We start from the raw sequence: 18883 nt of genomic DNA, 5'->3' as shown, positions 1-18883 counted from the left end.
CGGCGGGGTCGGATTGCCTCATTGCAGGATCGATTTCATCGGCTTTCCGGCGACATAGGTTTCGACGACGGCGCGGTCGTCGCCCATGGTCTGCAGCAGGAACAGCTCTTCGGTAAGCCTCTTCGTCACTTCCATCTTCAGCGCCATGGCCGGCGTAGCGGCGGCATTGAGGACGATGAGGTCGGCTTCGGTGCCGGTGTCGAGCGTGCCGATCTTGTCGACGAGAGAGAGCGCTTCGGCGTTGCCGCGCGTCATGTAGTAATAGCTTTCCAGCGGGTTCAGCCGTTCGCCGAGAAGCTGCTGGATCTTGTAGGCCTCGTCCATGGTGCGCAGCATGGAATAGCTGGAGCCGCCGCCGATATCGGTGGCGACGCCGATGCGGACGGGCTTTTCGCGTCGCGCCAGTGCTTTCAGCGGGAAGAGGCCGGAGCCGAGGAAGAGGTTGGAGGTCGGGCAGTGGACGGCGATAGCGCCGGCTTCGCTCATGGCGTCGGCTTCGCGCTCCGAAAGGTGGATCGCGTGACCGAACAAGCTCTTGGGGCCGAGCAGCCCATAGTGGGCGTAGATGTCCGTGTAGTCGATCGCGTCGGGATAGAGCTCGCAGGTGAACTTGATTTCGTCGTGGTTCTCGGAGAGATGCGTCTGGATATGTAGATCCGGGAACTCGCGTGCGAGTGCAGCCGTCGCTTCCATCTGCTCAGGCGTCGAGGTGATGGCAAAGCGCGGCGTGATGGCTACATGATTGCGGCCTTTGCCATGCCAGTCTGATATCACCTGGCGGGTCTCGTCGTAGCCCATCTGCGGTGTGTCGAGCAGGCCTTGCGGGGCGTTGCGGTCCATCATCACCTTGCCGCCGACCATGCGCATGTTGCGTCGCATGGCTTCGGCAAAATAGGCATCGGCAGAGGTCTTGTGCACGGAGCAATAGGCGACCGCCGTCGTCGTTCCATGGCGGATCAGCTCGTCATAGAAATGCGTGGCGATACGCTCCGCATGCGCGCTTTCGACAAAGCGGCATTCCTCGGGGAAGGTATAGGTGTTCAGCCATTCCAGAAGATTTGCGGCATAGGAGGCGATCACCTGCATCTGCGGGAAATGCAGGTGCATATCGATGAAGCCCGGCAGGATCAGATGCGGGCGGTGGTCGACTTCGGTGACATGTGCCGGCGCTTTCGTCTTGACCTCTGTATAGGGGCCGACGTCGGCAATGATGCCATTTTCGATCAGCAGGCCGCCATCGCTTTCATACGAGTAGCTGTCCGTGTCATCAAGGCTCTGCGGCGCGCGCTTGAAGGAGAGCAGGCGGCCGCGCAAAAGGGTAGTCATTGGTCTTTTTCTCCGACGGAGCTTTCGAACCAGGCAACCAGCAGCTTGCGTTCCTCCGGCGTCACGTCGGTGACGTTGCCGGGCGGCATGGCGTGGCTGCGGCCCGCCTGAATATAGATCTCGCGGGCATGCATAGCGATTTCCGCGTCGTTTTCCAGCATCACTTCCTTCGGTGCGCGGGCAATGCCTTCAAAAGCCGGCTCGGCGGCGTGGCACATCGAACAGCGCGTCGAGATCATCTGCTTCACCGCCGGGAAGTGCGCATCCGATGCGAATTGCTGGAATGCGGGTGCGACGACGTTGGCATCCTTCTCGCCGGTGAGCATCTTCGGCACCGTCGAAAGCCATATGATGACAATGAAGAGGACGACGGTGACGATCCAGGTCCAGGTCGGCCGGCCCTTGCGGGCATGGATCGTGTTGAACCAATGGCGGATGGTGACGCCCATCAGGAACACCAGAGCGGCGATGATCCAATTATAGGCGGTGCCGAAGGCCAGCGGATAGTGGTTCGACAGCATGAAGAAGATGACGGGCAGCGTCAGGTAGTTGTTGTGTAGCGAGCGCTGCTTGGCGATGCGGCCGTATTTCGGATCCGGCGTGCGGCCTGCGATCAGGTCGGCGACGACGATCTTCTGGTTGGGAATGATGATCATGAAGACATTGGCCGACATGATCGTCGCCGTGAAGGCGCCGAGATGGAGGAAGGCGGCGCGGCCGGTGAACAGATGCGTATAGCCCCAGGCCATGAAGACGAGGACCGCATAGAGCACGACCATCAGCCCCCAGGTATTATTGCCGAGTGGCGACTTGCAGAGCAGGTCGTAAACGATCCAGCCGCCGGCCAGCGAAGCCAGCGAGATCAGGATCGCGACGGGAACGCTGACGTCGAGCACGTGCCTGTCGATGAGGAAGAGATTGGCGCCGCCGTAATAGACGATGCAGAGCATCAGGAAACCAGAGAGCCAGGTGAAATAGCTCTCATATTTGAACCAGGTCAGATGCTCCGGCATCTGCGCGGGAGCCACCAGATACTTCTGGATATGGTAGAAACCGCCGCCATGCACCTGCCATTCCTCGCCATAGGCGCCGGGCGGAAGATGCGGACGCTTCACCAGCCCGAGATCGAGCGCGATGAAGTAGAAAGACGAACCGATCCAGGCAATGGCGGTTATGACGTGGAACCAGCGGGCAGCAAAGGCCAGCCATTCCCACGCTATGGCGTATTCATACATTCAGGTCCCCTTTTCTTCCTCCGACTCGACACCTTGCAAAATGTTGGGCGCAGAGGGAAGGGGAGTTTGGTCGAGGGACTGCTTTTCGTGCTAGGATCACACACTTCCGTGACCGACATGCCGTCGCTCTTGCCGAGCGCCGACTTCGCGATAGATCAAAATTGGACGCTTTTTTCAGCGTCGTCGGCGATCGGTGGGCAGCGGAGCCCCTGGTTCGCCGCATCGTCGGAGATTTGCCCATGCGTGGTATACTGGCGTTTGCACTATTCCTTCTTGCAACTTCCGCCATGGCGCATGATGCGCCCTCCGGCTGGTCCTACGATCCTTATTGTTGCAACGGCGACAGCAAGACCGGTGATTGCGAGATGATCCCCTCGCGCACGGTTACCGTTATCCCGGGCGGCTATCGGATTACGCTCTATCCCGGCGATCATCGCTATGTGACGCATGCGCATATCTTCACGCTGCCACAGCGCAAGACGATGCGTTCGCCGGATGGGGCCTACCACCTCTGTCTTTTCCCAGACGAGAACACGCCGCGCTGCTTCTATGCGCCAGATATGGCCTATTGAGCAGCACTCACTCCAACGGCATGCCGAACTCGCCGAGTATCCAATTCCGGAAAACCCGGATTCTTGGCGTATGCCGTCTGTTTTCGGGATAGGCAAGCCAGTAGTTCGAGCCGTCGTTGCAGAGGATATCGAAGGGCTGGACAAGCCGGCCGGCTGCTAGGTCGTCGGCATAGAATTCAGGGGTCAGCACGGCGACGCCTTGTCCGGCGATAGCGGCGCTTGCCTCGAAGGATTGCGCCCCAAGCCTGCTTCTCGGTCGGCCTTGCAGGCCGGGATCTGGAACTCCAGCCGCTTCGAACCATTGTGCCCACCAGGGATCACCGGCATCGATAATCCGAAGTTTGAGAAGATCGGCCGGCGTGTGAATGCCGCCGATGCTGGCTGCCAGCGCTGGGCTCAGCATCGGCGTGAAGTTCATTTTCATCAACAAATGCGCCCGCAGCCCCGGCCAAGTTCCCCGCCCGTTGCGAATGGCGATGTCGGAAGGCTCACGGGAAAAATCGATGAGCGCGTCCGATGTGGCGAGCCGTACCGCGACATTTGGATGTTGCAGTTGAAATGAGCCGATATGGCGTGCAAGCCATTGCGAGGCGAAGGTCGGTGTCGAATGAATGAGGAGAGTGGTTTCGGCATCGCCGCTGACCGAAGCCATGGCCTCCTGCAGCATGCTGAAGGCTTCGGTCACCTTCGGCGCCAATCGCCCGCCGGCTTCAGTCAACTCGATCTGGCGCGTCCGCCGCAGGAACAGCGGCTCGCCGACATTCTCTTCCAGAAGCTTGATCTGATAACTGACGGCCGTCTGCGTCATGCCGAGTTCAGCGCCGGCGCGCGTGAAACTGCCGTGCCGGGCGGCGGCCTCGAAGACGCGCAGTGCATTCAGCGGAAACCGTTTCGACAGTTTCATGGATAAGTTCTCTTGATGCATACAGATGGTTGTTCGATTGGAATTTCAGCATTTTCGGCGGCAAACTGCAATCCACATCATCGTTTGATTTGAGGTATCGTCATGGATTGCTATGCCGTCGAAGAGATGAATGCCCGGCCGTCAGCCTTGGCCCGTATGTTGGAAACATTGGCGCAGGTCTTCACAGGGGGCATGGAGCCTTCGTCCCGGCTGGATCTGGACGAGATGCCCGACCGCCTCAAGCGCGACCTCGGGTTTCTCGACGGGCGCGAGCCGCGTTACGAAGATGATCGGATGGCGTAGGCCGCGAAGGCCGTCAGCAGCTCGGCGGCCGTCATGGCGGCGATAACCTCCGGGCGCTTGTCCTTCACGGCGCCGCCGCCGATCGGCAGCGTCAGCCGCTCGAGCAAGGCCTCGTCGCCGCCCTCGCGAGTCAGCCAGTGGGAGAAGGTGGCACGCTTGGTCGCCGAGCCGATCATGCCGACATAGGCGAGATCGGTGCGGGCGAGCGCTTCCTTGGCGATCAGGAAATCGAGAGCGTGATCATGGGTCAGGATGACGATGGCTGAGCCTGCGGGAATCTCCTGCACCAGCGCTTCCGGCATTGGTGAAAGCACGGTCTTCGTCTCCGCCGGCAGGTTTGTCAGTTCCTCCTTACGGGTCTCGATCACCGTTACGGAAAGGGGCAGGGGGGCGAGCGCGGCGGCCAGAGCGTGCCCGACATGGCCTGCACCAAACAAATAGGTCTCCGGTCGGTGTTCCGCTTCGGTCGCCCGCTTGGCTTCAAGCTCTTCGAGCAATCGCGTCGTCATCTTCTGAAAGCGCAGTTGCGTGCGACCGCCGCAGCATTGGCCGATTTCCGGCCCGAGCGGTATGTCCATCACCTCCGCGCCATTGCCGGCCAGTAAATCCCGGGCGTTCTGGATCGCCAGAAATTCGAACTGCCCGCCACCGATCGTGCCCCAGATGGCGTTTTCGGAAACGAGCATGAAGGTTCCGGCCTCGCGTGGCGTTGAGCCCTGCGTTCCGATGATCTCGATGAGTATGGAGGAGGGGCGTGTCGCGAGAAATGCGCGGAAGTCGCTCCTGGGTATGACACCGGAAAGCACTTCGCGGACAGCCATCGTCACATCCCTTTCAGCCGCTCGACCGCCATCAGCACCCGTTCCGGCGTTGCCGGCGCGTCGAGCCGCGGGCAGACGCGGTAGTCCGCGACGCTTGCGACGGCCATGGACAGGGCCTCGAGTACCGAGATGCTGAGCATGAAGGGCGGCTCGCCGACCGCCTTGGAGCGGCCGATGGTTGCCTCGGCATTTTCGGACCATTCGGCAAGGTGGACGTTGAAGATCTTCGGCCGGTCGGAGGCGAGCGGGATCTTGTAGGTCGAAGGCGCATGCGTGCGCAGCCGTCCCTTGTTATCCCACCAGAGTTCTTCGGTCGTCAGCCAGCCCATGCCCTGCACGAAGGCGCCTTCGACCTGACCGATATCGATCGCCGGGTTCAGCGACCGGCCGACATCATGGAGGATATCGGTGCGGTCGATCAGATATTCGCCAGTCAGCGTGTCGATTGAGACTTCCGAGCAGGCGGCGCCATAGGAGAAGTAATAGAATGGCGTGCCGCGTCCTGCCTTGCGGTCCCAATGGATTTTCGGCGTCTTGTAGAAGCCGGCGGCGGAAAGCTGCACCCGAGCGAAATAGGCTTGTTTGATGAAATCCGGGAAAGGAATTTCCATGTCGCCGACCCGCACCCGGTTCGGCAGGAACTGTATTTCTTCGGCAGCGACGCCCCATTTCTCGGCAGCGAAGGCAACAAGCCGATCCTTGATCTGGCGAGCGGCGTCGAAGGCTGCCATGCCGTTGAGGTCGGAGCCGGAGGAGGCCGCGGTCGCCGACGTATTCGGTACCTTACCCGTGGTCGTGGCAGTGATCTTCACCCGGTCGATATCGACCTGAAAACTGTCGGCCAGCACCTGCGCCACCTTGGTGTAGAGGCCCTGGCCCATCTCGGTGCCGCCATGGTTCAGGTGGATCGAGCCGTCCTGATAGATGTGCACCAGCGCGCCGGCCTGGTTGAAGGCGGTCATGGTGAAGGAGATGCCGAATTTCACCGGTGTCAGCGCAATGCCCTTGCGGATAAAGCGGCTGGAGCGGTTGAACTCGATGATGGCGTTGCGTCGCGCCTGGTAGTCGGAGGATTCTTCCAACTCGTCGACGATGCGGTGGATGATGTTGTCCTCCACCTCCTGATGATAGGGCGTCAGCGTCCGGCCGGAGCCCGGCTGGCCGTAGAAATTCTGACGGCGAATCTCCAGCGGGTCCTTGCCCAGCGCATAGGCGATCTCTTCGATGAATCGCTCGCCGCCGACCATGCCTTGCGGGCCGCCGAAGCCGCGGAAGGCGGTGTTGGATACGGTATGCGTCTTCAGCGGTTTCGATACGAGATGCACATGCGGATAGAAATAGCTCGAATCCGCATGGAACAACGCGCGGTCGGTGACCGGCCCGGAGAGGTCGGAGGAGAAGCCGCAGCGGGCGGCATAGGTCGCGTCAACGGCATGGATGCGGCCGTCATCATCGAAGCCGATTTCGTAATCGACCAGGAAGTCGTGGCGCTTGCCGGTGGCGGCCATGTCTTCGTCGCGATCGGGGCGGAATTTGATGGCGCGGCCAAGCTTCTTGGCGGCGACGGCGGCGAGCGCGGCAAATTGGTTGCCCTGTGTCTCCTTGCCGCCAAAGCCGCCGCCCATGCGACGCACGTTGACGGTGACTGCATTGGACGGAATGTTGAGCACATGGCCGACGATGTGCTGGATCTCGCTCGGATGCTGGGTGGAAGACCAGACGGCGACTTCGTCGTCTTCGCCGGGGATCGCCATGGCGATGTGGCTTTCGAGATAGAAATGCTCCTGGCCGCCGATGCGCATCTGCGCCTTGATGCGGTGCTTGGCATTGGCCATCTCGGTTTCCGGCTCGCCGCGCTTCAGTGTCATCGGCTCGTAGACCAACGGCGCGCCATTGGCGAGCGCACCGTCGATGTCACTCCAATGGGGCAGATCGCGATAGTCGATCTTGGCAAGGCGCGCGGCGCGGCGGGCCGCATCGCGGGTTTCGGCGATGACAGCGAAGATCGGCTGGCCGTGAAACTCGACCTTGGTCTCGGCGAGTAGCGGCTCGTCATGCATGCCGTTGGAGCTTGTGTCGTTGACGCCGGGAATATCCTTGGCGGTGAATACCCAGACGACGCCCGGATAGGCTTTCACGGCGGAGAGGTCGATCCCAGCGATATCCGCATGGGCGCGGTCGGAAAGGCCGAGTGCGCCATGCAGCAGACCCGCAGGTTCCGGCAGGTCGTCGATATAGTCGGCGGCGCCCGTCACGTGCTTGTGCGCCGAGTCGTGCTTCAGGGAAGCATGCATCGAGCCGTTGATGACCTTGCGTTCTTCAAAGGTGGATTTGTCCATGGTTAAGCCTCCACCGTTACGAAACGCTTCAATTCCTGCGGCGCACCGGCCGTTTCGAGATAGAAGCGGATGAGCAGGTTCTTGGCAGTCAACTGCCGGTATTCGGCGGTGGCGCGCCAATCGGTGAGCGGAGTGTAGTCAGCATCGAAGGCGGCGCGGGCGGATTCGACCGTCGTCTCCGTCCAAGGCTTGCCAATCAGTTCGGCTTCGACCGTGCGGGCGCGCTTCGGTGTGCCGGCCATGCCGCCGAAGGCGATGCGGATATCGGCGACGTTGCCGCCCGCATCCAACGCCAAATGGAAAGCGCCGCAGAGCGCCGAAATATCCTCATCGCGGCGTTTGGAGATCTTGTAGACGGCGAAATGAGTGCCTTCGGCCGGGCAAGGCACGAAGACGCTTTCGACGAATTCACCGGGATTGCGGTCCTGCTTGCCGTAATCGATGAAAAAGTCTTCCAGCGGCAAGCTGCGGGCGCCGGTAATGGAACGCAGTTTCACCGTCGCGCCGAGCGCGATCAGCGGCGGCGTCGTGTCGCCAATGGGTGAGCCGTTGGCGATGTTACCGCCGATCGTGCCCATGTTGCGCACCTGCTCGCCGCCGATGCGGTCGATCAGGCTCGCGACTGCCGGGATCTTTTCGGCCATGGCTGCAAACGCCTGGCTGTAGGTGACGCCGGCACCGATAGTCAGGCCGGTGTCTTCCACGATAATCTTCTGCAAGTCGGTCAGATGGTTGATGAAGACGACGGGGTCGAGCTTGCGCATCTGCTTGGTGACCCAGAGGCCGACATCGGTAGAGCCGGCAACGACGGTCGCTTTCGGCTCGTCGGCCAACACTTGCGCAAGCGCTGCGACTGAGCCCGGCACGATCAGGCGATCCTCGCCCGAGGTAACGGTGATGGTATCGCCGCCCTGCATGGCCCAGAGACGGGCGATGATGTCGGCTCTGGTCTTTTCAAGAGGATCGAACAGGGCGCTCGGGCGCGTCTGGCTCACCTGTTCGGCGGCCTTGACGATCGGCTCGTAACCGGTGCAGCGACAGAGATTGCCCTGCAGGGCTTTTTCGATCTGCGCCCGGCTCGGATTTTCGGTTGAAAGCCACAGGCCGTAAAGCGACATGACGAAACCCGGTGTGCAGAAACCGCATTGCGAGCCATGACAGTCGACCATGGCCTGTTGCACCGGATGCAGCGTGCCATCCTTGGCGGCCAGATGTTCGACGGTGACCACATGGGTGGCATGCAGCGATCCGACGAAACGGATGCAGGCATTAACTGACTCGTAGCGCAATCCGCCGTCGATCAGCCGACCGACCAGTACGGTGCAGGCGCCGCAATCACCTTCCGCGCATCCCTCTTTCGTGCCCGTCAAGTGCCGGTTGAGACGCAGGAAGTCGAGGAGCGTCTCAGTCGGGCGCAGGCTGGAAAGTGAAATATCCTCGCCGTTGAGGATAAAGCGGATGCTGTCGTTCATGTCGTTCCCAATTATTTTGGTCTTCTAGAGCCGGACACGCCCCAGCGCATCCGGCCCTAACCTTGTATGGTTATTCCGCAGTCCAGCCACCGTCAATCGAGACGTGCGTGCCGGTGACCTGACGTGCATCGTCGCTGGCAAGATAGATCGACAATGACGCGATCTCTTCGGCCTTGACGAATTCATGCGTAGGCTGCGCCTTGAGGATGACCTCGTTCTTGACCTGCTCTTCAGTCATGCCGCGCGCCTTGGCCGTATCCGGGATCTGCTTTTCGACAAGAGGGGTCAGGACATAGCCGGGGCAGATGGCGTTGACGGTGACGCCGAATTCGGCAAGCTCGAGCGCTGCCGTCTTGGTCAAACCCATAATACCATGTTTTGCCGCGACATAGGCGGACTTGAAGGGTGAGGCGACGAGGGCGTGAGCCGAGGCGATGTTGATGATGCGGCCGTATTTCTTTCCCTTCATCAGCGGAATGGCGGCGCGCATCGTGTGGAACGAGCTCGACAAGTTGATTGCAATGATCTGGTCCCACTTCTCCAGCGGAAAGTCCTCGATCTTTTCTACATGCTGGATGCCGGCATTGTTGACGAGGACGTCGACGCTGCCGAAGGTCGAATTGGCGGTCGCGATCAGGTCGGCGATTTCGGCGGGCTTGGTCATGTCGGCCGGATGATAGATTACCTTACCGCCGCCCGATGCTTCGAGCCTGTTTCTGATCGCATCGATCTCTTCGGGCTTTCCGAAGCCGTTGAGGACGATGTTTTCACCTTTCGCAGCGAAAGCGGTCGCGATGGCGAGGCCGATACCGCTTGTAGAACCGGTGACAACGACTGTTCTTGCCATGATTTTCTCCTTGGACGGCGCGGCTGTTGTTGCAGCGCAATAGCGGCTTTGAGGTTAGTCCCAAATCGCCGGACATGGCAATCGCACCGCAGCAAGACTCTTTTGCGACAGTTCGCTTCATATATTCGCGAGCTGGAATAAAGAATTTTCGGCAAAAATTTCGTTTTGCTTTCTTTTCACATTCGTTTTGCTGCCGTATCTGTTGTTTCGAGATGGGAACAATCCGGGAGGAATGCATGAGCGGTTATGTCTTGGCGATCGACCAGGGGACAACGTCGACGCGGGCTATCGTTTTTGACGGTGACATGAAGATTGCCGGTGTCGACCAGAAGGAGTTCACGCAGCACTATCCGCAACCGGGTTGGGTCGAGCATGATCCGGAGGAAATCTGGGCTTCCGTCGTTTCGACCGTCAAAAAGGCGATCGAAGCCGCCGGCATCATCGCAAAGGACATCGCCGCTCTCGGCATCACCAACCAGCGCGAAACCGTCGTGGTGTGGGACCGCGTGACCGGCAAGCCGATCCACAATGCCATCGTCTGGCAAGACCGCCGTACCGCGAGCTATTGCGAGAAGCTGAAGCGGCAGGATCTGGAAAAGCTCTTCACCCGCCATACCGGACTGCTGCTCGATCCCTATTTCTCCGGCACGAAGCTTTCGTGGATGCTTGCCAATGTGAAAGGCGCCCGCGCGCGTGCCGCCAAGGGCGAACTCTGCTTCGGCACCATCGACACCTTCCTGATCTGGCGCCTGACCGGCGGCAAGAGTTTCGTCACCGATGCGACCAACGCCTCGCGGACGCTGATGTTCAATATCGGCAAAAATGAATGGGACGAGGACCTGCTTGAGATCCTGCGCGTTCCCGCGGCGATGCTGCCGGAGGTGAAAGACTGCGCGGCCGATTTCGGCGTCACCGATCAAGCGCTCTTCGGAGCGGCAATCCCCATTCTCGGCGTCGCCGGCGATCAGCAGGCGGCGACAATCGGCCAGGCTTGTTTCGAGCGCGGCATGATGAAATCCACTTACGGCACAGGCTGCTTCGCGCTCCTCAATACCGGCACGGACATGGTGCGTTCGAAAAACCGCCTGCTGACCACCATCGCCTATCGCTTGAACGGTGAAACGACCTATGCACTGGAAGGCTCGATCTTCATCGCGGGAGCGGCCGTGCAATGGCTGCGCGACGGACTGAAGGCGATCAAGCACGCCGCCGATTCCGATGGTTGGGCGGAAAAGGCCGATCCGATGCAGGAGGTCTATCTCGTGCCGGCCTTCACCGGTCTCGGCGCGCCGCATTGGGATCCGGATGCTCGCGGCGCGATCTTTGGGTTGACGCGCAATACCGGCCCGGCGGAAATCGTCCGCGCCGCGCTGGAGGCGGTCTGCTACCAGTCGCGCGACCTGCTGGACGCCATGCACAAGGATTGGCGCAATGGCAGTGGCCGGGAGACGGTGCTGCGAGTCGACGGTGGCATGGTCGCTTCTAACTGGACGATGCAACGGCTCGCCGACCTGCTCAACGCGCCGGTCGACCGTCCCATCATCCTGGAAACCACCGCACTTGGCGCCGCCTGGCTTGCCGGCAGCCGCGCCGGCGTCTGGCCGGACCGTCAGAGCTTTGCCAAGGCCTGGGCCCGCGACCGTCGCTTCGAGCCGGATATGGACGAGAAAACGCGAAGCGCAAAGCTCAAGGGATGGAAAGAGGCGGTGGCGCGCACATTGAGTACGAGGTGAGCGCTGTAAAAGCGGCCGATGGATCACCTAAGGTTTGATTATGTAAGATATTTTTATTTTCCTAATGTAAGTCGAAGCAGCGATAGTGCACCGCGCGAATGGGTCGGCAGTCCGCTGCCGAATGGGGTTGGATTCGACTGTTTTGCGATGAAAGCCCTTTGGGAACATCAAGGCGAGGCATGACTGTTAATCCTACGGAATTGAAGAGACACCTTTATCGAAGCGTCAAATACTGGCTTTGCCGGCCGAAACCTCCGACGCTTATCGAGCCGTTTTCCGGACCCGTTCTCGTGGTCGGATCGGCGCCGGTGTCGCATAAGCCCGCGGATTTCGACGGGACCTTCAAGGTCATCACCATCAATGGCTCGCAGGTCGTCACAAAGGCATGGGGCGTCGACGTGCCAGACGTTACCTTCGTTCAATTCAACCAGATCGAGGGAACGAATACGAATGCCGTCGAAGTCCGCCGCGTCCTCAATGGCCAGCGGACAAAGAAGCTTTACATTCTGCTTTGGCGAAAGGGCCTCGAGCGGCTGGAGAAAGGGCTGAAGGCCTTCGACTATCGCTACGACAGTCTTGAAATCGTCGATCGCTACAAGCGCATGGCGCTTCTCGACCGCGTCGGCGGGGTCAAATGCAGCGAACTGGGTGCGGACGACAAATGTTCGAACGGCATCAATGCGGTACTTTTCGCCCTCTATAACGGCGCTACCGCGGTGATCATTACCGGCATCAATCCGGATTCCGGCGGGCACATCTACAACCAGGCAAATCTGGCCCGGCTGCACATTCAAAGGGATCGGGAAATTTTGCTGCGGTTGATGGAGCGGGGTTATCCGATCTTTACCGCCGATCCAACCGTATCGGCATCCCTCGGATTGCCATTGTGGGAAGGCAAGGCGTCGGCCCGGCAACAGGCGCAGGCATCCGCAAATGCCGCGGAGCAGGCCTCCAAAGGGGCTACTCTCTTGACTCCATCGCTGCGTTAATCGCGCAATCATTCGTCTTACTGACGAATGAGGAGATCGGCCATGGTGTCCGTGACCGTGGAATTGCGCAATGTGGAGGATACGCAGGCGGCATTGGGCTGGGCCGGCGGCCATACCGTTGTCGTCGACCGTCCGCCAGGCCGTGCCGGCGGGCAGGGGCTCGGCTTCAATGGCGCCCAATTATTGGGATTGGCGATCGGCGGGTGTTTCTACAACGACCTGCAGTACATCGCCGCCGATATGGGTGTCGAGTTGAGAAAAATCGCGATCTCCGTGCGTGTCGACTTGGAAAGCGATCTGTCATTTACCAAAGCTGCGACACTGACGGTGTCATGCGAGATGCTCGACGGTTCCAATCCGCAGCCGGTTATCGACGAGGCCAAGGCCCGGTGCATGGTCAGCAATTCGCTGAAGAGGGGAATTCCAGTCGCAATCGAGGCGGCTGCGTAAACGTGGGACCGAAGGCTGACGCCGTTCATCGTTCCGTGGCAAAATCCAGGCATGGAATCACCTAATCGCGCCGAAATCGATCACGTTCTGACGCCGCCGCTACTCCGGCCCGGCGATAAAATCCGTTTTGTTTCGCCCGCAAGCCCGCCCGACAGGGATCTCGTTTTGAGGCAGGCCGAGACGCTGAGGGGCTGGGGGCTCGAAGTCGATTTCGGCGAGCATGCATTTTGTAAGCGCGACTATCTTGCCGGAACGGATGAGGAGCGGCTCACGGATTTCAATGCGGCGCTCCGTGATCCCGAGGTCCGGGCGATCTTTACCACGCGCGGCGGCAAGGGCTCTTACCGCATCGCCGACCGCCTAGATTTCGACGCAGCCCGGCGTGATCCGAAGTTTCTCGTCGGTTTCAGCGATATCACCATACTGCATCTCAGCCTGTGGAAGCACTGCCGGCAGGTTGGTGTGCATGGTGCGCTTTTCATTCATGGCGACGAGCAGGATGTCAGCGTCGAAACCAGCGATTCCCTTCGCCTGTTGGTGATGACTTCAGAGGATATCGTCGTCCGCTCGCGCCCGCACGAACCAACGTCGGCCTTGACGACCGAAGGCACGGTTGCCGGACGATTGATCGGCGGCAATCTCGATATGGTCGCAACTGCGGCCGGCTGGGCCTTGCCGGATTTGCACGGCGCCATCCTGTTGCTCGAAGCTGTCAACATGCACCGCGGACAGGTGGACCGACAACTGACGATGTTGCGCAAGGCAGGGCATTTGAACGACCTGGCAGGCATCGCGATCGGTCAGTTCACCGGGTTCGAATTCGATCGCCGCTTCTCCGTCATCGATATCCTGCGCGAGCATCTCGATACGCTCGGCGTGCCGGTCCTCGGCGGCCTGCCGATTGGGCACGGGCATAGCCCGTTGAACGTACCGATCGGCGCAGCGGCCATTCTCGATGCAAAAGCGGGGACGCTGACGATCCGGCGCGGCGATACATAGTTTTTGCCGCGATAATTTTTTGACGCGGCTTGTCGGCGCGGGCGATACTCCCTCGTCTTAGATGAGAAGGAGGTCCTCATGCTCTATGCGATCCTATGCTACAACGACGAAGACGCCGTGTTTTCCTGGTCCAAGGAGGAGGAGCAGGCGACGATGGACCGGCTGCGGGCGGTGCAGGCGCCGCTTGGCGAAGCCGGCAAGCTCGGTCCGGTCGCCCGCCTGATGCCGACGACGGCGGCAACGACGCTGCGCAAGGGCAAGAACGAGCCGCTCGTCATCGATGGGCCCTTCGCGGAAACGAAGGAACAATTGCTCGGCTTTTATGTCATCGACTTTGAGACACTCGACGAGGCGATTGAATTTTCAAAGAAACTCGCCATCGCCAACCCGGGCGCCGGCTCTTATGAAATTCGTCCGCTTTATGTCTTTAAACCGGGGACGATCGCAACATGACGGACCTCGCCTGGATCGATATCGCATTCACCAACGCCCGGCCGCAGGTGCTCGGTGCGCTGCTGCGATACTTCCGCAATCTCGATATTGCCGAAGAGGCGTTTCAGGAAGCTTGCCTCAGAGCATTGAAGACATGGCCGGATAAGGGGCCGCCGCGTGATCCCGTCGCCTGGCTGATCTTCGTCGGCCGCAATAGCGGCATCGATGCTGTGCGCAAACAGTCGAAGACGCAAGGCTTGCCGGACGAGGAGGTGATCTCTGATACCGGTGACGCCGAAAGCGATCTCGCTGAGCGGCTCGACGGTTCCAACTATCGTGACGATATTCTGCGGTTGCTGTTCATCTGCTGTCATCCGGACCTGCCGGCGACGCAGCAGATAGCTCTGGCGCTGCGCGTCGTCTCCGGTCTTACGGTGGCCCAGATCGCCCGTGCCTTCCTCGTCAGCGAAAGTGCGATGGAGCAGCGCATTACCCGCGCCAAGGCGCGTGTTGCGGCCGCCGGTGTACCTTTCGAGACGCCGGGTGCGGTCGAGCGGGCCGAGCGCGTGGCGCTCGTCAGCGCCATGATCTATCTCATCTACAACGAGGGCTACTCCGCCGGCGGGCCGGGCCGCGAAGCGTCTGCCTTTGCCGATGAGGCGATCCGGTTGGGGCGGCTGTTGCTGCGCATCTTTCCGGCGGAACCCGAGATCATGGGTCTGCTGGCGCTGATGTTGCTACAACAATCGCGGAATGCCGCCCGTTTCGATGCAGACGGCCAGATCATCCTGCTGGAGGATCAGGACCGGTCGCTCTGGAGCCGCACATTGATCGATGAGGCGCTTGCCTTGCTCGACAAGGCAATCCGCCATCGCCGACCCGGCCCCTATCAGGTTCAGGCCGCCATTGCCGCGCTGCATTCGCGCGCCAAGCGGGCCGAGGATACGGATTGGGCGGAGATCGATCTGCTCTATCAGACTCTGGAGCGGCTGAATCCGTCGCCAGTTGTTTCGCTAAACCGCGCCGTCGCCATCGCCAAGCTTAAAGGGCCAGAGGAGGCGTTGGCACTGGTCGAGGCACTGGCGGATAAACTCGATTGCTATTTTTACTTTCATGGGCTTCGGGGCGGTCTGCTTGCGCAGTTGGGCCGGTCGCACGAGGCGCATTTGGCCTTCGACCGTGCAATCGCGCTTGCCCGCTCGCCTGCCGAAGCGGCCCATATCCGTCATCAGCTCGACCGCCTGGCCGTGCCTGCTCCGGCAACTGCAAAATAATCAGAAAAATCCGCTCTTCCATGTCGGAAGGAGGCTGCTGTCAGCGTCCTTGAGGCACAGGCCGATCAGGCTGTTTCAAACGGGCTAGTGCACCGATCAACAGACGGCGCTGGCGGCGAAGATCTGAATTCCTGATTCAATTCCGGGGGATAGAGCAATGTTCTATGCGACAGAATCACCATCCAGCTCGCGGGTGCAGCGTGTGGCCGGCATGATCCTCAGCGGCTTGGTTATCGCCTTTCTTGTTTTCGACGGCGCGATCAAGCTCATTCCTTTGTCTGTGGTTACGGAGACCATGGCGGCGCTCGGCTATTCCGCCGATCCGGCTTTGGCGCGGCTGCTTGGCGCCATCACGCTCCTCTGCGCTCTGCTCTATGCCATTCCGGCGACATCTGTCCTCGGGGTGATCCTCCTCACCGGCCTGTCTGGCGGGGCGATGGCGACGCATCTGAGAGTGGGCAGCCCCGTGTTCACGCACCTGCTGTTCGGTCTTTATCTCGGCATCATCGCCTGGGGTGGGCTTTATCTTCGTTATGAAGCGGTTCGGAAAATGATTCCGTTCATGCGTTGAAGCTGTTGAATTTAGAATAGATTTGATATGCCTCGCTGCCTTATCCGTTCGGGGAGCGAGCCATGCCGCAAGTCACCATCGCACCAGTCAGGCAGTCCGACGCCGGCGAACTGATCGCGGCGAATGTCGAGAGCCGCGCTTACCATGCGCCATGGGCCTATCCCTTTGTGGATCGCGATGGCTTCGATGCCTGGTTCGGGCAGACCGTTACGGGATCCAACATCGGCCTCGTCGCGCGCGATGCCGGTTCGGGCGGTATCGTCGGCGTGGTCAATATCAGCCAGATGGTATGGGGCGGTTTCCGCAGCGCCTTTCTCGGCTATCACGGCATGGTGGCCTTTGCCGGCCAGGGTTTCATGACCGAGGCATTGCGTCTGGCGGTCGCCCATGGTTTCGACGATATCGGCCTGCATCGGCTGGAGGCCAATATCCAGCCCGCGAACCATGCCTCCATCGCCTTGGTACAAAGGCTCGGCTTCCGCAAGGAAGGATTCTCACCCAAATATCTGAGGATCGGCGGCGTCTGGTGCGATCATGAACGCTGGGCGTTGCTGTCGGACGATCCGCGCCTTTGATGTTCAACATCAAAGGCTTTCGAGGTCGATTCCGAAGCGACAGGCAAGCTGTTGAATTCAGATTCGAATTAGGGGTTGGTATCAACATTCTCGAACAAACCGTTCGACAATTCATATTTGCGGTATCAGCCTCGTCTTCCTATTTCGTCCGTCAATGACAGATGGGATTTTTATCATGGAACTTGGTCTCTATACCTTCGCGGACGTCGATACCAATCCTGCTCTCAACAAGGGTGCGGAGGCGGCGCGTCGCCTGAAGAATTTGATCGAGGAGATCGAGCTGGCCGATCAGGTCGGTCTCGATGTCTTCGGGCTCGGCGAGCATCATCGGCCGGATTATGCAGCATCGGCTCCGGCCGTCGCCCTTGCGGCGGCTGCGGTAAAGACGAACAATATCCGGTTGACCAGCGCCGTGACGGTGCTGAGTTCGGACGATCCGGTGCGCGTATTCCAGCAGTTCTCGACGCTCGACCTCATTTCGAACGGTCGTGCCGAGATCATGGCGGGGCGGGGCTCGTTCATCGAGTCATTTCCGCTCTTTGGTTATAATCTCGAAGATTACGACCAGCTTTTCGAGGAAAAGCTCGATCTGCTGTTGGCGATCCGCGAGAGCGAGCAGGTGAACTGGACGGGCAAACTCCGCGCGCCGATTCATGGGCGAGGGGTCTATCCCCGACCGCTGCAGGATCCGTTGCCAATCTGGGTGGCGGTCGGCGGCACGCCGCAGTCTGTCGCGCGCGCCGGGGCTCTTGGCCTGCCGATGGCGCTCGCCATCATCGGCGGCGAGCCGCGCCGGTTTGCGCCGCTCATCGATCTCTACCACGAGGCTGCCCGCCGCGCTGGGCAGGATGCAGCCAAGCTCAAAACCAGCATCAATGTTCACGGTTTCGTAGCCGATACGACCGAGGCCGCCGCCGATCAGTTCTATGGCCCGCAGGCCGAGGTGATGAACCGGATTGGCCGCGAGCGCGGCTGGGGACCGACAAGCCGGGCGCATTTCGACCAATCGCGCGGGCCGCATGGTGCGCTATTCGTCGGCGATCCCGAAGTCGTTGCCGAAAAGATCATCGCTCATCACAAGCTGTTCAAGAATGACCGCTTCCTGCTGCAGATGGCGATCGGCACGATGCCGCATGAGCAGATCATGCGCGGCATCGAGCTTTACGGCACGAAAGTCGCACCGCTGGTCAGAAAGGCATTGACTGGAGAAAGCGAAGAGGCGAAAGCGACGGCTTGAACGCCTGTCTCAACGGACGCATGCCAGCCGGAAGCTTTGAATGATCATCTCGAACGACGACGAACTGACCAAGCTGAAAGAGATCGGCCGCATCTGCGCCAACGCCATACAGGCGATGGCGGCGGCGCTGGAGCCGGGCATCACCACGCTGGAACTCGATAATATTGGCCGCAAGGTGCTGGACGATGCCGGCGCCCGCTCGGCGCCGGAACTTGTTTACAAATTTCCCGGCGCCACCTGCATCAGCGTCAATGAGGAAGTGGCGCACGGCATTCCTGGTCCGCGGGTAATCCAGGCCGGTGATCTCGTCAATCTCGACGTTTCCGCGGAGAAGGATGGTTTCTTCTCCGATACCGGCTCGTCCTTTGCTGTGCCGCCTGTCAAGCCGAAGATCGAGCGTCTTTGCCGCGATGGCAAACGGGCGCTTTGGGTCGGGCTGAACCAGGTGCGCAGCGGCGCGCCGTTCTCGAAGATCGGCCACGCCGTCGGCGCTTTCGCCCAGAAGAACCGCTATACGCTGGTCGCCAATCTCGCCAGCCACGGCATCGGCCGTTCGCTGCATGAGGAACCGGCGGAGGTGTCTACCTGGGCCGATCCCGACGAGACCCGCATCATGCAGGACGGTCTCGTCTTCACCGTCGAGCCGTTCCTGTCGCTCGGCGCAAGTTGGGCGGAGGGCGGCGACGATGCCTGGACGCTCTATGCCGATCCGCGCGCGCCCACGGTTCAGTTCGAGCACACCGTCGTCGCCACCCGCAACGGACCGATGATCCTGACCTTGGCGGACAACTGAGGGATTAGACC

19 protein-coding genes are annotated in these 18883 nt (G+C 60.5%); 12 read left to right on the top strand and 7 right to left on the bottom strand.

The genetic code is table 11. The annotated features are described in order from the left end of the window. Window positions 1-18: 18 nt before the first annotated feature. Complete coding sequence (gene guaD / locus QA648_RS10640; RefSeq protein ID WP_283046781.1) at window positions 19-1326, bottom strand: guanine deaminase; 1308 nt, start codon at window positions 1324-1326, stop codon at window positions 19-21. Beyond that, window positions 1323-2561 (bottom strand): urate hydroxylase PuuD, encoded by a 1239-nt coding sequence (locus QA648_RS10635; protein WP_283046779.1) that lies wholly within the window; start codon window positions 2559-2561, stop codon window positions 1323-1325. Before QA648_RS10635 ends, guaD begins: the two co-directional genes overlap by 4 nt. A 239-nt stretch (window positions 2562-2800) precedes the next feature. Here QA648_RS10635 and QA648_RS10630 point away from each other — a divergent pair, with 239 nt between their 5' ends. Further along, the gene (locus QA648_RS10630; protein WP_104825168.1) at window positions 2801-3133 is read left to right on the top strand and encodes a hypothetical protein; all 333 of its coding nucleotides are present in this window, start codon (window positions 2801-2803) and stop codon (window positions 3131-3133) included. A gap of 7 nt (window positions 3134-3140) precedes the next feature. On the opposite strand, the gene QA648_RS10625 is transcribed toward QA648_RS10630, so the two are convergent. Continuing rightward, window positions 3141-4058, bottom strand: coding sequence for a LysR substrate-binding domain-containing protein (locus QA648_RS10625; RefSeq protein WP_283046778.1), 918 nt, complete (start codon window positions 4056-4058; stop codon window positions 3141-3143). Between the two features lie 81 nt (window positions 4059-4139). Here QA648_RS10625 and QA648_RS10620 point away from each other — a divergent pair, with 81 nt between their 5' ends. Further along, complete coding sequence (locus tag QA648_RS10620) at window positions 4140-4340, top strand: hypothetical protein (protein WP_104823831.1); 201 nt, start codon at window positions 4140-4142, stop codon at window positions 4338-4340. Here the strand turns inward: QA648_RS10620 and xdhC are convergent. From xdhC to QA648_RS10600, 4 genes are all read right to left on the bottom strand, one after another. Then, entirely contained in the window at window positions 4316-5161 is an 846-nt protein-coding gene (gene xdhC, locus QA648_RS10615; protein ID WP_283046776.1) for a xanthine dehydrogenase accessory protein XdhC, read from the bottom strand. The genes QA648_RS10620 and xdhC overlap by 25 nt on opposite strands. A 2-nt stretch (window positions 5162-5163) precedes the next feature. Beyond that, complete coding sequence (gene xdhB, locus QA648_RS10610; protein ID WP_283046774.1) at window positions 5164-7500, bottom strand: xanthine dehydrogenase molybdopterin binding subunit; 2337 nt, start codon at window positions 7498-7500, stop codon at window positions 5164-5166. A gap of 2 nt (window positions 7501-7502) precedes the next feature. Next, the gene (gene xdhA / locus QA648_RS10605) at window positions 7503-8972 is read right to left on the bottom strand and encodes a xanthine dehydrogenase small subunit (RefSeq protein ID WP_283046772.1); all 1470 of its coding nucleotides are present in this window, start codon (window positions 8970-8972) and stop codon (window positions 7503-7505) included. A 70-nt stretch (window positions 8973-9042) separates the two neighbouring features. Beyond that, a complete protein-coding gene (locus QA648_RS10600; RefSeq protein WP_283046771.1) occupies window positions 9043-9819 on the bottom strand; it encodes a 3-hydroxybutyrate dehydrogenase in 777 nt (258 codons plus the stop codon). A 236-nt stretch (window positions 9820-10055) separates the two neighbouring features. On the opposite strand from QA648_RS10600, the gene glpK reads away from it, so the two are divergent. The 10 genes from glpK (at window position 10056) to map (ending at window position 18872) form a co-directional block, all read left to right on the top strand. Then, a complete protein-coding gene (gene glpK, locus QA648_RS10595; RefSeq protein WP_283046770.1) occupies window positions 10056-11552 on the top strand; it encodes a glycerol kinase GlpK in 1497 nt (498 codons plus the stop codon). A gap of 179 nt (window positions 11553-11731) precedes the next feature. Further along, window positions 11732-12541: a membrane-anchored protein gene (locus QA648_RS10590; RefSeq protein WP_283046768.1), complete on the top strand. Its 810-nt coding sequence runs from the start codon at window positions 11732-11734 to the stop codon at window positions 12539-12541. Between the two features lie 42 nt (window positions 12542-12583). After that, entirely contained in the window at window positions 12584-12991 is a 408-nt protein-coding gene (locus QA648_RS10585; RefSeq protein WP_104823824.1) for an OsmC family protein, read from the top strand. A gap of 51 nt (window positions 12992-13042) precedes the next feature. Next, window positions 13043-13990, top strand: a complete 948-nt coding sequence (locus QA648_RS10580; protein WP_283046766.1) for an LD-carboxypeptidase — start codon at window positions 13043-13045, stop codon at window positions 13988-13990. 78 nt (window positions 13991-14068) lie between these two features. After that, window positions 14069-14443 (top strand): YciI family protein, encoded by a 375-nt coding sequence (locus QA648_RS10575; protein WP_283046764.1) that lies wholly within the window; start codon window positions 14069-14071, stop codon window positions 14441-14443. Then, window positions 14440-15696 (top strand): RNA polymerase sigma factor, encoded by a 1257-nt coding sequence (locus QA648_RS10570; RefSeq protein ID WP_104823821.1) that lies wholly within the window; start codon window positions 14440-14442, stop codon window positions 15694-15696. Before QA648_RS10575 ends, QA648_RS10570 begins: the two co-directional genes overlap by 4 nt. Before the next feature lie 157 nt (window positions 15697-15853). After that, the gene (locus QA648_RS10565) at window positions 15854-16267 is read left to right on the top strand and encodes a DoxX family protein (RefSeq protein WP_283046761.1); all 414 of its coding nucleotides are present in this window, start codon (window positions 15854-15856) and stop codon (window positions 16265-16267) included. Between the two features lie 62 nt (window positions 16268-16329). After that, window positions 16330-16842, top strand: a complete 513-nt coding sequence (locus tag QA648_RS10560) for a GNAT family protein (protein WP_283046759.1) — start codon at window positions 16330-16332, stop codon at window positions 16840-16842. Between the two features lie 175 nt (window positions 16843-17017). After that, a complete protein-coding gene (locus tag QA648_RS10555; protein WP_283046757.1) occupies window positions 17018-18079 on the top strand; it encodes an LLM class flavin-dependent oxidoreductase in 1062 nt (353 codons plus the stop codon). A gap of 40 nt (window positions 18080-18119) precedes the next feature. Beyond that, the gene (gene map, locus QA648_RS10550; protein WP_283046755.1) at window positions 18120-18872 is read left to right on the top strand and encodes a type I methionyl aminopeptidase; all 753 of its coding nucleotides are present in this window, start codon (window positions 18120-18122) and stop codon (window positions 18870-18872) included. The last annotated feature ends 11 nt before the right edge of the window (window positions 18873-18883 follow it).

The sequence above is a fragment of the Rhizobium sp. CB3171 genome (assembly GCF_029714265.1).
Classification (GTDB): Bacteria; Pseudomonadota; Alphaproteobacteria; order Rhizobiales; family Rhizobiaceae; genus Rhizobium.
This window is presented reverse-complemented; position numbering and strand designations above follow the sequence as displayed.